Origin of the sequence: Burkholderia sp. MSMB1498, from assembly GCF_001526245.1 — a bacterium.
Classification (GTDB): domain Bacteria; phylum Pseudomonadota; class Gammaproteobacteria; order Burkholderiales; family Burkholderiaceae; genus Burkholderia; species Burkholderia savannae.
Window position 1 is genome coordinate 101,824 of sequence record NZ_LOYJ01000016.1, and the last position, 13,321, is coordinate 115,144.

At 68.3% G+C, this 13,321-nt stretch carries 12 protein-coding genes; 4 read left to right on the forward strand and 8 right to left on the reverse strand.

The features are described from left to right. Nucleotides 1-95: 95 nt before the first annotated feature. Nucleotides 96-644 (reverse strand): peroxiredoxin, encoded by a 549-nt coding sequence (locus WS91_RS03875; RefSeq protein WP_038744762.1) that lies wholly within the window; start codon nt 642-644, stop codon nt 96-98. Nucleotides 645-934: 290 nt separating this feature from the next. Between WS91_RS03875 and cdpA the strand changes: the two genes are divergently transcribed. Then, the gene (gene cdpA / locus WS91_RS03880; protein WP_081989375.1) at nt 935-2,677 is read left to right on the forward strand and encodes a cyclic di-GMP phosphodiesterase CdpA; all 1,743 of its coding nucleotides are present in this window, start codon (nt 935-937) and stop codon (nt 2,675-2,677) included. 34 nt (nt 2,678-2,711) lie between these two features. Next, nucleotides 2,712-4,169 carry an HDOD domain-containing protein gene (locus WS91_RS03885; RefSeq protein WP_038744760.1) on the forward strand — a complete coding sequence of 486 codons (1,458 nt, stop codon included), beginning with the start codon at nt 2,712-2,714 and terminating at the stop codon, nt 4,167-4,169. A 471-nt stretch (nt 4,170-4,640) separates the two neighbouring features. On the opposite strand, the gene WS91_RS03890 is transcribed toward WS91_RS03885, so the two are convergent. The 7 genes from WS91_RS03890 to WS91_RS03920 form a co-directional block, all read right to left on the reverse strand. Further along, nucleotides 4,641-5,429 carry a c-type cytochrome gene (locus WS91_RS03890; protein ID WP_059669772.1) on the reverse strand — a complete coding sequence of 263 codons (789 nt, stop codon included), beginning with the start codon at nt 5,427-5,429 and terminating at the stop codon, nt 4,641-4,643. Continuing rightward, a complete protein-coding gene (locus WS91_RS03895) occupies nt 5,426-7,051 on the reverse strand; it encodes a b(o/a)3-type cytochrome-c oxidase subunit 1 (RefSeq protein WP_059575299.1) in 1,626 nt (541 codons plus the stop codon). Before WS91_RS03895 ends, WS91_RS03890 begins: the two co-directional genes overlap by 4 nt. Next, nucleotides 7,038-7,595: a cytochrome C oxidase subunit II gene (locus WS91_RS03900; RefSeq protein ID WP_059575298.1), complete on the reverse strand. Its 558-nt coding sequence runs from the start codon at nt 7,593-7,595 to the stop codon at nt 7,038-7,040. Before WS91_RS03900 ends, WS91_RS03895 begins: the two co-directional genes overlap by 14 nt. 25 nt (nt 7,596-7,620) lie before the next feature. Then, a complete protein-coding gene (locus WS91_RS03905; protein WP_004534842.1) occupies nt 7,621-7,803 on the reverse strand; it encodes a hypothetical protein in 183 nt (60 codons plus the stop codon). Nucleotides 7,804-7,810: 7 nt separating this feature from the next. Continuing rightward, nucleotides 7,811-9,103, reverse strand: coding sequence for a c-type cytochrome (locus tag WS91_RS03910; protein ID WP_038744755.1), 1,293 nt, complete (start codon nt 9,101-9,103; stop codon nt 7,811-7,813). Continuing rightward, entirely contained in the window at nt 9,103-9,819 is a 717-nt protein-coding gene (locus WS91_RS03915; protein ID WP_052145011.1) for a c-type cytochrome, read from the reverse strand. The genes WS91_RS03910 and WS91_RS03915 overlap by 1 nt, the downstream gene beginning before the upstream one ends. A gap of 394 nt (nt 9,820-10,213) precedes the next feature. Further along, entirely contained in the window at nt 10,214-11,455 is a 1,242-nt protein-coding gene (locus WS91_RS03920; protein WP_059669773.1) for an aspartyl protease family protein, read from the reverse strand. A 443-nt stretch (nt 11,456-11,898) separates the two neighbouring features. Between WS91_RS03920 and WS91_RS03925 the strand changes: the two genes are divergently transcribed. Further along, entirely contained in the window at nt 11,899-12,231 is a 333-nt protein-coding gene (locus WS91_RS03925; RefSeq protein ID WP_059669774.1) for an ArsR/SmtB family transcription factor, read from the forward strand. Then, nucleotides 12,228-13,304: an ACR3 family arsenite efflux transporter gene (gene arsB / locus WS91_RS03930; protein ID WP_059669775.1), complete on the forward strand. Its 1,077-nt coding sequence runs from the start codon at nt 12,228-12,230 to the stop codon at nt 13,302-13,304. The genes WS91_RS03925 and arsB overlap by 4 nt, the downstream gene beginning before the upstream one ends. Nucleotides 13,305-13,321: the final 17 nt, after the last annotated feature.

A 13,321-nucleotide genomic window follows, 5' to 3' on the forward strand; every position in this document is an offset into this window, starting at 1 on the left:
TCGCGCCCGGCATGCTTCGCGCTCCGCGCGATGGGCAGCCCTCCTGACACGGCGCCGCCCCCGCCTTGGCCCGCCTCACGCGGCCGCCGCCCGCGTCACGGCTGCTTGTGCGACGCCGCCCACGCCTTCACCGCGTTCAGCGTGTTCTCGACGTGCTTGTCGGGCGACAGGCTCGTGTACTCGTAGAGGATCTTCCCTTCCGGCGAAATCACGTACGACACGCGGTTCGCCTTCGAAATCGCCGGCAGCTTCGCGTCGTACTCGCGGATGATCTTCGCATCCGGATCGGCGGCGACCGGGAACTTGCTGCGGCACTCGCTGACCGAAAACTTCGTCAGCGTCTCGATGTCGTCCGCCGAGACGCCGATCACCGTCGCGCCATACTGTTTGTAAGCATCGACCGCGTCGGCGAACGCGTGCGCCTCGATCGTGCAGCCGGTCGTGAACGCGGCCGGATAGAAGTACAGCACGACGGGGCCCTTCTTCAGCGCGTCGGCGAGCGAGTACGTGTAAGTCTTGCCGCCGAGCGACGCCTGCGCGCTGAAGTCGGGCGCCGCATCGCCGACCTTCAGCACCGCATGGGCCGCGACCGTGTACAGCGCGAAGAGCGCGGCCGCCGCGCCCGATGCCAGTTTTCGATTCATCTGAGTCCTCGTCTTCGAATGTCCATACGTTCAACAGGGTCCGGCACCCGGCAAGCCGTCCAGTCGCGTTCGCATGCCGAACTGCCGCACATGACGAAATGCTCTAGATCCTTTCTTCCCTGACGCTAAAGAATCGGCACAATGCGCCGTTATTGCGTCCGGACACCGGTTCCAGCCCCTTCACGCCAGCGAGATACATGGAAGCCATCAGGAACAAGACGCCCCGCAAAGGCTCCTGGCGCGCCGCATTTCACAAGCTCCGCCGCTTCGCCTGGTCGGGCGGCGCGCTGATGCCCGCGCGCGCCGGCACGCCGCGCGCCGACGATACGGTCCGAAGCTGGCTGGAGCAAACCGTCGGTGCGGTCGATTTCCTCGCTCACGTCGACCGCGATCTGCGCTTCCTGTACGTGTCCGACGCGGGCCTGCGCTTCATCGGCTACCACCGCGAATATCTGCACACGCTCACGCTGCGCGACCTGATCCCCGAGCAGGATACCGCGACGCTCGACGGCCTGCTCGCCCGCGCGTCCGCGTCGGGCGACGTCGAGAAGGCGACGCTCTGTCTCGTCAAGTCGCTGACCTACCCGCTCGACGTCGAGGTGCGCGCGGTGCGCAGCCGCCACCACGGCGTCGACGGCTTCGCGATCGCGGCGTTCGACGTGTCGTCGTGGCGGGCGATCGAGGCGCGGCTCACCTACGAGCTGCACCACGACCCGATGACGGGGCTCGACAACCTGTCCGCGCTGCTGCCCGCGCTGATGCGCGCGCAAAAGACGGCCGACGAAGGCGGCGGCTGCACCGCGCTTTTGCTGCTCGATCTCGACGACTACCAGCGAATCAACCGCGCGCTCGGCTACGACGCGGGCGACGCGCTGCTGCGCGACACCGCCCAGCGGCTGCAGCGGCTCGCGACCCGCGGCGAACGGCTCGCGCGCGTCGCGAGCGACAAGTTCGCGGTGATGCTGAACGCGCCCACGCGCATCGACGCGATCGACGCGGCCGAGGCGCTCGCCCGACAGCTGCAGACGGCCGTGCAGCGGCCGTACGCGTACGACGGGCAGGCCGTGCACCTGTCGGCGAGCGTCGGCATCGCGATCTATCCGGACGCGCGCGCCGCGTCGAAGCACGCGCAGCACCACAGTCCGCTGCTGCGGCGCGCGGACCGCGCTCTCTCGCGGGCGAAGGCGGCGGGCGGCAACGCGCTCGCGTTCCACCAGCCGACCGACGATCCGGCCGACGCCGAGCGCCTGAAGCTCGAGGCCGATCTCTACAACGGCGTGCGCAACGGCGAGTTCTCGCTGCACTTCCAGCCGATCACGAAGAGCCACACGGGCGCCGTCGTCGGCGTCGAGGCGCTGATCCGTTGGCATCACCCGGTGCACGGGCTCGTCGCGCCGGCAACGTTCATTCCGCTCGCGGAGTCGATCGGCCTCATCAACTATCTCGGCAACTGGGTGCTGAAGGCCGCGTGCATGCAGCTCGTGTCGTGGGACCGGCAAGGCATCGCGCTGCAATACGTGGCCGTCAACGTGTCGCCGCAGCAGTTCCGCGATCCGCGCTTCACGCAGAGCGTGCGCGACGCGATCAAGCTGACGGGCATCGATCCGTGCCGGATCGTTCTCGAGATCACCGAAAGCCTTCTGATGCACGATCCGCATCACGCGAAGACGCTGCTCGAGGAAGTGACCGAGCTCGGCATCCGGTTCGCGGTCGACGATTTCGGCACCGGCTATTCGAGCCTTGCGTACCTGCAGAGCTTCCCGCTCGCGAAGTTGAAGATCGACAGAAGTTTCGTCGAAAATCTGTTGACGTCGAGAAACGACCGCGCGATCGTGTCGGCGGTCGTCGGCCTTGCGCAGACGCTCGAGCTCGAGCTCGTCGCCGAGGGCGTCGAGACCGAGGCGCAGCGCACGCTGCTGACGGAGATGGGCTGCAACCACATCCAGGGCTGGCTCGTCTGCCGCGCGCTGCCGTCGGACGAGCTCGCGCAGCGCTTCGAGGCGCAGGAGCTTTATCTGCACGAAGCCGCATGACGCCCGCCGCCGGCTTCATCAATCACTGATTCGTATGCCAATCACCGCACAACTGCCGCGAACGGCGCTGCTCGACAAGCTCTGGGCCCGGATGAACGAGCGCGGCGATTTTCCGCTGCTGTCGGACGCGCTGCGCGCGACGATGGCCGCGATGAAGAACGACGATCTCGACTTCACGGCGCTCGTGCGCGTCGTGCTGTCGGATTTCGCGCTGACGCAAAAAGTGCTGCGGCTCGCGAACTCGGCGATGTACATGGCGTTCGGCGGCAACATCACGACCGTCACGCGTGCGCTGATGGTGCTCGGCATGGACGCCGTCGGCCATCTCGTCGTCGGGCTCAAGCTCGTCGACCATTTCCATCACAGCGCGCCGCGCCGCATCGACGCGAAGCTCGAACTGAACCGCGCGCTGCTGTCGGGCTGCGTCGCGCGCAAGCTGACCGAGCATGTCGATCTGCGCGCGGGCGAGGAAGCGGTTGTCTGCACGTTGATGCGCCAGGTCGGCAAGCTGCTCGTCGTCTGCTATCTCGACGCCGAGTGGGAAGCGATCCGCCGGCGCGCGGCCGAGCATGACGACGACGACGAAGCCGCGTGCCGCACGGTGCTCGGCGTCGGCTTCGACGAGATCGGCCTCGAGGCGGCGTCGCGCTGGCGGCTGCCGGAGCTGATCCGCGCGGGCATGGCGCGCTTCGACGCGAACGACGGCGCGCCGCACGACGTCCAGTGGCTGCGCGCGGTGAGCCACTGCTCGACCGACGTCGCGACCGCGCTCACGTCGTTGCACGCGCAGCAGCGCGACGCACGGATCGCGGCGCTCGCGCACCGCTTTCACGGCGCGCTCGGCACCGGCGCGGACGAGCTCGCCGAGATCGCGGCGTCGCTGTCGCGCGAAGAGACGAGCGACACGGTGATGCGCGAGATCGTCGAGCTGCGCGCGAACGCGGACAAGATCGCGCGCGGCGCGTCGACGCCGCAGGCGTGCCTCGAAGCGGGCCTCGCGGATCTGCGCGCGCTGCCGTCCGAGCACGTGCTCGGCCCGGTGCTCGCGCTCGCGTCCGAAAGCGTGCTCGCGGGCCTCGCGTTCACGCGCACCGTGATGTTCGTGCGGCGCGACGACGGCATGTTCGCCGCGCGGCTCGGCTTCGGGCCGAACGTCGACGCCACGCTTGAACAGTTGCGCTTTCACGAGGCGTTCCAGCCCGACGTGTTCCATCTCGCGATCACGAACTCGGTCGGCATCTTCATCGAGAACGCGCATGATCCGAAGATGGTCAAGCGGCTGCCCGCGTGGTATCGGGACGCGTTCGACGACGCGCGCGCGTTCGTGCTGCTGCCCGTGACCGCGGAGCAAAACGCGGTCGCGCTGCTGTACGGCGACTGGTCGGCCGGCCAGCCGGCGCGCAAGATCACGCAGCAGGAAATGGGCGTGCTCAACGAGCTCGCGACCGAGCTCGGGCGCTTCTTTCACGACGCGCAGGCCGACGACAAATAGTGCGCGCGGCAGCCGCGCGCAACGCGGCCGCACACGCGATGCGGCGACGCATGCGGCACGCGGCGACGGACGGTTCGATGCGCTCGCACTCGCCCCCACCCGCTCGCCGCGCAGCGCGAAGCGCCGCGGCTCGCGCGCCTGACGCAACGCGGCCGCCGCGCCCCGCCTGCCCTTTCGAGCACCGTTGGCGCTTCCGGGCATCGTCGGCCCCGGCGAACATCGTCAGCCGCCGCGCGATGGCGATCCGCCAACGCACGCCGAAGCCCGCCGCCACGGAACCGCGATATCCCGCCCGGTGCGCATCGCACTACGCGCCCGCCTTCCTTCATCGACCGTCATCAACAAGAAGCGGCAAACGGGCCCGCCCCGTTTGCCGCTTCTTTCAATGCGGCGTTGCCTGCGACGCAGCGTTCGTGCGCGCCCGCCACCTTCGCGGCTCGCGCCGGAGCGCGGCCGCAACCGCGCCGCCCGTCAGGGCCGGCCCGCGTAATACCGCGCGGCGGCCGCGATCTCGCCGGGCGTCATCTGTCGCGCGACGTTGCGCATCTGCTCGCTGATGTCGTTGTGCCGCGCGCCCGACGCGAACGCCCGCAACTGCGCGTTGATGTAGACCTCCGGCTCGCCTTCGAGCCGCGGCCCGCCGACCTTGTTGTCCATCCCGCCGTGGCACGACGCGCACGGCGCGATGTTGCGCATCGGCGCGCCGCTCGCGACGATCTTCGGCGGCGCGGCGGCGAGCTGCGTCGCGGTGTGCGGCAGATACGAGTAGAACGCCGCGAGATCGCGCATGTCCTGGTCGGTGAGGTTCGCGACCATCGGCGCCATCACCGCGTTCGTGCGCGCGCCCGTCTGGAAGTCCTTCAACTGCTTGTAGATGACGACCGCGTACTGGCCCGCGAGGTTCGGCGAATTCGCATCGCTCATCCCGCGCGCGCCGTGACACATCGTGCAGCGCATCGCGAGCGTCGCGCCGCGGCCGATCGACAGGCTGTCCGCGCCCGCCATCATCTGCGGCGTGACGACGACCGTGCTCGTCTTGACGGCCGAAGGCGCCGGCTCCGGCTGCGACGCGAGCCATGCGCGCGGCACGCCGGCCGCGCTGCAGATCGCGTTCCAGATGCCCTGGAACTGCGCGTCCTTCTGCACCGACGGCAGCCAGACGAAGCCGATCAGCACCGACGCGACCACCGCGAACAGCGTGAGACCGACACTGACCGTGAACCAGCGGTTGCGAATCGAAAACAGACGTTCCGTGCTCATCGCTGTGCCCCCATGTAGATCGCCGGCACCGACGGTTGCTTGAGCGCCATCAGCTGCGCGATCGGATAGCCGTAGTTGACGACCGTGAGGCCGATCATCAGCGCGATCCACAGCGCGAAGCTGTTGAGCGCGACGGGCAGCGTCTTCGGCTCGTGGACGGCCGAGCTGAACGTGAACTCGGCGGGCTTCACCTTCGCGCCGCAATGGCTGCGTATCAGCACGACGAAGAACAGCACGGCCGACGCGACGAGGATCAGCGCGCCGACGACGGACATGATCACCCACGCCGCCTGCGGCGCGAGCGCGGGGTCGCTGTAGTCGTAATAGGCCATCCGGCGCGGCATGCCGAGGATGCCGACGTAGTGCCACGGGAACGTCGTGACGATCATCCCGATGAACCACAGCCACAGCTGCGTCTTGACGAGGCGCAGGCTGCCGAGCGCGCGGCCCGTCAGATGCGGCCACAGCTCGTAGGCGATCGCGAAGTACATGATGACGACAGCGCCGCCGAAGATCAGGTGGAAGTGGCCCGTGATCCACTGCGTGTTGTGGATCGTCGAATCGAGCTGGTAGCTCATGTTGATGAGCCCGCCCGCGCCGCCGAAGCCGAGCATCACGAACGAGAACGCGACGGCGAGCATCATCGGCTCGTGCCACGGCAGCGCGCGCAGCCAGCCGAACGCGCCCTTGCCGCCGCGCAGGCGCGCCGCGATCTCGACCGACGCGCACACCGTGAACACCGTGAGGAGCGTCGGCACCGCGACGAGCGCCGTGAACACCGATTGCAGGAACTTGAAGCCGGAGCCCACCTGCGGATCGGCGAACAGGTGGTGAATGCCGATCGGCATCGCGCCGACGAGGAACAGGATGAACGAGATGCGCGCCATCCCGTCGCTGTACAGCTTGCCGCCGATCGCGCGCGGCACGAGCGTGTAGTACGCGATGTACGCGGGGATCAGCCAGAAGTAGACGATCGCATGCAGCGTCCACGAGAAGAACACGCGCGCGAGGCCCGCGTCGATCGTCGACTTGAGCCCGACCGCGACGGGCAGGATCTGGAACAGGATCTCGATCGCGGCGCCGACCGCGGTCCAGCCCCACAGATACGCGCCCGCGACGTTCGCGAACATCGCGAGCGGGATCGGCTTGCCGCGATTGCCCTTCTTCCACGCATACAGGTTCACCGACATCAGCGCGACCCAGATCCACGAGCCGACGACGACGAGCACGACGCCGAGGTAGTAGAACGGGCTGCCGATCATCGGCGGATAGAACGTGTACAGCACCGACGACAGGCCGAGCGACACGGGCGTCATCGCGACGACCGAGCCGAGCGCGATCAGCCAGAAGCCCGTCCACGCCCAGCGGCGGCCGACGAGCGGCATCTTGAGCGCGAGCTCGCTGATCGCGTAGCCGAAGCCCATCGCGATCAGCGTCGGGAACACGTAGCCCATCACGGAGCCGTGCGCCGTCACCGAACGATAGTAGAGCTCGGGATTGCCGAGCCAAGGATGCAGCGGGCTGCGCGCGAGCATCTGCCACGCGCCGAGCAGCAGCGCGACGCCGAACACCGCGAACGCGAGCCAGAAGTGGGCGAGCACCAGTCGATTATTCTTTAACACAGCTCAGTCTCCGCGCGCCGGACGCCAGTTTGTCGAATTCCGCACGGTCAATGACCTTGACGTGCGCCCACATCCCCTCGTGCCCCGTGCCGCAATACTCGTGGCACGGCATCAGGTGGTCCCTCGGCTTGTCGAAGGTCGTCCGGAACGTCGCGACGTAGCCGGGCTCGAGCATCGAGTTGATGTTGGTGTCGGTGATGAGGAAGCCGTGCACGACGTCCGCGCTCGTCGCGCGGAACGTGACGGGCGTGTTCGCCGGCACGAGGATGCACTGCGGCGTGAACGAATACTGCTGGCCGATCACGCGCACCGTGACCGAGCCGTCCGGCTCGCGCGCGGTGCCGAGGTTGCTCTCGACGAATTCGCCGGAGACGTGCAGCGTCGTCGGATCGATCGTTTCGACGCGCGACGGCGGCATCATCGCCCAATGCAGGCCGGTGAACACCATCATGGCGACGAGGACGACCATCAGGCCGACGGCCAGGATCGCCCACCTGCGCTCGATCCGGGCCGCGAGCTGCGCGCCGTCGAGACGGTCTGGCATAGGTTGTTTGGACATGGGAGCCGTTTTATTGGATCACGCCGCGAGGCAGGAAGACGAGAAAGTAAAAGGCGAACCACAGCGCGATCACGATCGCGGTCGCGGTGCCGGCAAGCGCGAGCGCGCCGCGCGGCCCCGCGCGGACGATCTCGTCGACCGCGTCGTCGTGCGGTTCGGGGTCGCCCCCGTGTCGTTGGGAAGTGTCGCTCATGATGTCCTCAATAGAGCGGAGCGGAACGCAGCGCGTTGGCTTCCTTCGCGGAAACCGGCGTGCCGCGATTGCCCCAGGCGGTGCGGATGAACGTCGTCACGGCAGCCACTTCGTCGTCCGACAGCGACTGGGCGAACGGCGGCATGCCGTAGGGCTCGGGATTCTTCGCGGTGCCGGGCGCATAGCCGCCGTTCAGCACCATGCGGATCGGGTTCACCGCGGAGGTCATCTGGATCGACTGGTTGCCCGCGAGCGGCGGGAACGCGGGCGTCTTGCCGCGCCCCGTCTTGCCGTGGCAGCTCGCGCACTGCGCGTCGTAGATCTTCGCGCCGAGCTTGTGGAGGCGCGCCTGCTCCGATGCGGGCATCGTCGTCTTCAGCGCGGCCTCGGCCTCGCCGCCGCGCTGCGGCAGCGACTTCAGATACACGGCCATCGCGCGCACGTCGTCGTCGGACAGGTGCTGCAGGCTGTCGTAGACGACTTCGGCCATCGGCCCGTACACCGCGCCGCGATGCGATGCGCCCGCCTGCAGGAGCCCCGTGATGTCGGCGATGCTCCAGTCGCCGAGCCCCGCTTCCCGGTTCGACGTGAGCGAAGGCGCGTACCACGCCTGCATCGGAATCAGTCCGCCCTCGAACGCGTTCGATTCGGAGCTGCCGCCGAGCGCGTTGATCGCGGTGTGGCACATCGAGCAATGGCCGAGCCCCTGCACGAGATACGCGCCGCGATTCCATTCCGCCGACTTCGAGTTGTCCGGCTGATATTCGCCCTCCTTGAAGAACAGCGTGCGCCAGCCGATCAGCAGCTGCCGGTTGTTGTACGGAAAGCGCATGTCGTGCGGCCGGTTCGCGAGCTTCACGGGCGGCACCGAGCGCAGGTACGCGAAGATCGCGTCCGAATCCGCGCGCGTGACCTTCGTGTACGCGGCGAACGGCATCGCCGGGTACAGCAGCGAGCCGTCGCGCGAACGCCCGGTGTGCATCATCGTGTAGAACTCGTCGGCCGTCCATTTGCCGATGCCCGCCTCGTTGTCGGGCGTGATGTTCGGCGAATACAGCGTGCCGAACGGCGTCGGCATCGCGCGGCCGCCCGCGAAGAGCTTCTCGCCCGGCACCGTATGGCACGCGATGCAGTCGCCCGCGCGCGCCAGATATTCGCCGCGCTTGACGCTCGCCGCGTCGGCGGCGGGCTGCGCGTGCGCGGCGGATGCGGCGAACGCCGCCGCGAGCAGCGCGAACGCGGCATTCGCGAGCGCACCGCGGAATTTGACGATCAAATGCTTGTGCACCGAGGCCTCCATTAACGCGGTTCGCTACCGCATGCGAGCGGCATGTCGAGCGAGCCCGCGGGGGCGGGCGACGGGTTCGCGGGCGCGGGCTGCGTAGCGAGCCACGCGGAGATGGCGGTCACGTCCGTGTCGGTGAGGCGGGATGCGACCTGTTGCATGCAGTCGGGCGCGATCGACGTGCGGGTGCCGTAACGCCACGCGCCGAGCTGCGCGCTCAGGTATTCGGCGTGCAGGCCGAGCAGGCCCGGCACGGCGGGCTCCATGCCCGTCAGCGCCGCGCCGTGGCACGACGCGCACGCGGGAATCTTGCGCGACGGGTCGCCCGATTTCACGAGCTGCCGGCCGCTCTCGAGCGCCGCGGGCGCGACGGCGGGCGCCGCGATCGCCGGGAACGGCGGCCGCTGGCTCGCGAAGTGGTCGGCGATCCGGTGCAGGTACGCGTCCGGCAGGTACGCGAGCAGATAGTTCATCGGCGGGTACTTGCGCCGGCCGTCGCGAAACGCGACGAGCTGGTTGTACAGATAGCCGGCGGGCTTGCCGGACAGGCGCGGGAAGTAGTCGTTCGACGTCCCCTCGCCTCGCCGGCCGTGGCATGCGGCGCATGCGAGCACGCGCGCCTCCATCGTGTCGGGCGCGCGCTCCGTCTGGGGTTCCTGGGATAGCGCCGTCTGGCTCAGCAAGCCGCACAGCACGGCAAGTACAGCGGTGGGTCTCGAGGTCACTGTCATCCTCTCCGGCAAGGCATGCAGTTCCCGCCATCGACGCGAGCCGCCCCTGCGGCTCGTGAGGCAAGCGGGTCCGTCGCGCGCACCATCGCTTTCATTGGTCTCATGGGAACTTGTTGTTCAAATTTTCAATGACGCGAAAATCTCATGAGCGCCGTTGATTTGCGTTGATTCATGTCAATCGAGTACTTCTTTATATTGATAGTCGATTGGCCGCTCGATCGCAAATCTCATGCTTTTTGAATTTAGTCGCTCGCCCGCCAAGCGCAATGCCCCGCGACGCCTCGCTCGGCGTCGCGATCTTTTTCCTTATTCGGCAATGCGTTACGCGCGGCTGGTCCGCGCGGGCCGACGCGGCCGCGGCGCGTGACGCGCGCGGCCGGACGAACGCCGTGCGTCAAATCCGCACGCGGCGGCGCTCGCCGCCGCGTTCGACCTCGATTTCGAGCGATCCCGAAGGCGCGGTGCTCAGTCGGTCGCGCGCGTCGTCGATCGCCGAAGGATCGACGCGCTTGCCGTCGATCTCGACGAGCACGTCGCCGTTCTCGAGGCCGTAGCGCGCGAGATCGTCCGGACGATTGTGGAACAGCTCGACATGGCCGTCGACGAAGCGGATCGCGATCGTGCGCAGCGGCCGCGGATCGTCCCGCGTGAAGCGGCTCGCGTCGTAGCAAAACTCCATCGTGCTCGGCACGAACATGTAGCGATCGAGGCGCGCGAGGAAGTTCATCCCGAGCATGTCGCCGCCGCCTTCGGCGATGCGCAGGCTGCCGATCGGCTTGCCGTCGAACGACAGCCCTTTCGCGAAGTAATCGCGCGACTGGCCGACGCCGTTCGCCGACACGCTCGGCACCGTGCCGCCGAGCGGCTTGGCGGCCTGACGGCCGGCGAGGAACGCGAGCGTCGGCGCCGACACGATCGAATGGCGCGCGCCCGTATCGAAGCGGAACATCGCCCATTGATCGCCGAAATCGACGCTCACGGCGGGCGACTGGCCGAAGCTGTCCTGATACGGGACGCAATGCTGAAAGCGCTGCCCGGCCGGCGGATTGCGCCACGCCGTCAGCGTGCCGCTGCGATTGTCGGCGATCCAGCTCAGCTGGCGAAAGATCTCGATGCCGACGACGCCGTCGATCCGCGTGCCGAACACCTGCGACAGCAACGACAGATCGAGGCCGAGCCACGGATAGAAGCTCGGCACTTCGTAGCTGCCGAGCGCGATCGGCAGCGGCTGCCACAGGCGCACGCGCTCCTGCGGCAGCACGCCATCCGAGGTCGTCAGGCCTTTTTCGAGCATCGTCCGGTACGCGATCGGAATCTGTTCGTCGGTCGACGGCTGCGTGATCGACTGCGCGAGCCGATTGTCGATCACCGTGTGGCTCGCGCCCGTGTCGACGAGAAAGTGATACGTCTTGCCCGCGATCGCGACGGGCACGACGAAGCCGCTCGTCGGCTTGAACGATGCGCTCAGCACCGGCATGACGCCGCGCGGCGGCTCTTCGCGCTCGCGGCAGCCGGCCGCGAGAAGCGCGGCGGCGCACACGAGCGCGACGATCGGCAACGCGCGCGGCGCGCGGCGGAGGAAGGCGGATGCGGCGCGCGTCGGCGACGGCGTCGAGGCGATTGCGTGTTGAACCATGAACGGCGGGAAGCGCGAGGCGAAGTGAGGATGGGCGGACCATCGCGGGAAGCGGCGAATCGCGGCGCATGCCGCGTCCGATGCCGCGTCGTAAGCCGCGCGGACGGCGCGCGCCCGCTCGACGAAAACACGATGTAAGGATCGGCGATTCTATCGAAACGCGTTGCGGCGTGCTGTCGACTTTTGTTCGCGCCTTTTCGAAGAATGCGCTCTGGCGCCGCTTCGCCGCTCGTTCGCGCAACGCCGCGCGCCGCGCCCGCCGAGCCGGCAGCGCGCCGGTTGCTGCCGCCGGCTCGCGAGGGCCGGGACGGCATGGGCGGAGGGCCGGACAACGTGAACGGGACAAAGCGAAGCAGGCCGGCACGAGCAACGGCCGCCTGCTCCGCCGCCGCATTATTTCAATATTTCTTGAAATAATGAATCGATGCGGCTATCCTCCGCGCATGGACTCATCCATCGTCATCCGCGCGCTCGGCGCGCTCGCTCATGAATCCCGGCTCGCGATCTACCGCCTGCTCGTCGTCGCCGGCGCGGACGGCATGCCGGCCGGCGATCTCGCCCAAGCGCTCGACATCGCGCCATCGCGCCTGTCGTTCCATTTGAAGGACCTCGCGCACGCGTCGCTCGTGCACGCGCGCCAGGAAGGCCGCTACGTGATCTACTCCGCCAACTTCGGCGCGATGAACGAGCTGATCGGCTTTCTGACCGACAACTGCTGCGCGGGCGCGCCTTGCGGCATCGCGCGCGGCGCCGTTTGCAAGGAGGCCGGGCAATGACGCAATCGGCCCGCATCGGCCTGCCGCCCCGCCCGGCGATCGGCTTCTTCGAGCGCTATCTGAGCGCGTGGGTCGCGCTTTGCATCGTCGCCGGCATCGCGCTCGGTAAGCTGTTGCCCGGCTTCTTCCATGCGCTCGCGCGGCTCGAGATCGCGCACGTGAACGTCCCCGTCGGCCTGCTGATCTGGGTGATGATCGTGCCGATGCTGCTGAAGATCGACTTCGCGTCGCTCTCGCAAGTCGGGCGACACTGGCGCGGGATCGGCGTCACGCTCGCCGTCAACTGGCTCGTCAAGCCGTTCTCGATGGCGCTCCTCGGCTGGCTATTCGTGCGCCACCTGTTCGCGCATTGGCTGCCCGCGAGCGAGCTCGACAGCTACGTCGCCGGCCTGATCCTGCTCGCCGCGGCGCCGTGCACCGCGATGGTGTTCGTGTGGTCGCAGCTCTGCGACGGCGATCCGTATTTCACGCTGTCGCAGGTCGCGCTGAACGACGCGGTGATGGTCGTCGCATTCGCGCCGCTCGTCGCGCTGCTGCTCGGCCTGTCGGCGATCGTCGTGCCCTGGGACACGCTGCTCGTGTCGGTCGGCCTTTACATCGTCGCGCCCGTCGCCTTCGCGCAGTGCTTGCGCCGCGTGCTGCTCGCGCGCGGCGAGAACCGCCTGCAACGCACGATCGCCGCGCTCGGCCCGTGGTCGATCGCCGCGCTCCTCGCGACGCTCGTGCTGCTGTTCGCGTTCCAGGGCCAGGCGATCGTCGACGCGCCGCTCGTCATCGCGCTCCTCGCCGTGCCGATCACGCTGCAAGTGCTCTTCAACTCGGGGCTCGCGTATCTCGTCAACCGGCGCCTGCGCGTCGCGCACTGCGTCGCCGGGCCGTCGAGCCTCATCGCGGCGAGCAATTTCTTCGAGCTCGCGGTCGCGACCGCGATCAGCCTGTTCGGCGTGCGCTCGGGCGCCGCGCTCGCCACGGTGGTCGGCGTGCTGATCGAAGTGCCCGTCATGCTGTTCGTCGTCGGCGTCGCCAACCGGTCGCGCCGCTGGTATGCGTCGGCGCTCGAGCGCGACGCCTGACCGAAATCCAGCGAGGT

Bases quoted from the DNA above. Each gene is read 5' to 3' on its own strand.
- WS91_RS03875 (WP_038744762.1), bottom strand. From the start codon at position 644: ATGAATCGAAAACTGGCATCGGGCGCGGCGGCCGCGCTCTTCGCGCTG.
- cdpA (WP_081989375.1), top strand. From the start codon at position 935: ATGCCCGCGCGCGCCGGCACGCCGCGCGCCGACGATACGGTCCGAAGC.
- WS91_RS03885 (WP_038744760.1), top strand. From the start codon at position 2,712: ATGCCAATCACCGCACAACTGCCGCGAACGGCGCTGCTCGACAAGCTC.
- WS91_RS03890 (WP_059669772.1), bottom strand. From the start codon at position 5,429: ATGAGCACGGAACGTCTGTTTTCGATTCGCAACCGCTGGTTCACGGTC.
- WS91_RS03900 (WP_059575298.1), bottom strand. From the start codon at position 7,595: ATGCCAGACCGTCTCGACGGCGCGCAGCTCGCGGCCCGGATCGAGCGC.
- WS91_RS03905 (WP_004534842.1), bottom strand. From the start codon at position 7,803: ATGAGCGACACTTCCCAACGACACGGGGGCGACCCCGAACCGCACGAC.
- WS91_RS03910 (WP_038744755.1), bottom strand. From the start codon at position 9,103: ATGGAGGCCTCGGTGCACAAGCATTTGATCGTCAAATTCCGCGGTGCG.
- WS91_RS03915 (WP_052145011.1), bottom strand. From the start codon at position 9,819: ATGACAGTGACCTCGAGACCCACCGCTGTACTTGCCGTGCTGTGCGGC.
- WS91_RS03920 (WP_059669773.1), bottom strand. From the start codon at position 11,455: ATGGTTCAACACGCAATCGCCTCGACGCCGTCGCCGACGCGCGCCGCA.
- WS91_RS03925 (WP_059669774.1), top strand. From the start codon at position 11,899: ATGGACTCATCCATCGTCATCCGCGCGCTCGGCGCGCTCGCTCATGAA.
- arsB (WP_059669775.1), top strand. From the start codon at position 12,228: ATGACGCAATCGGCCCGCATCGGCCTGCCGCCCCGCCCGGCGATCGGC.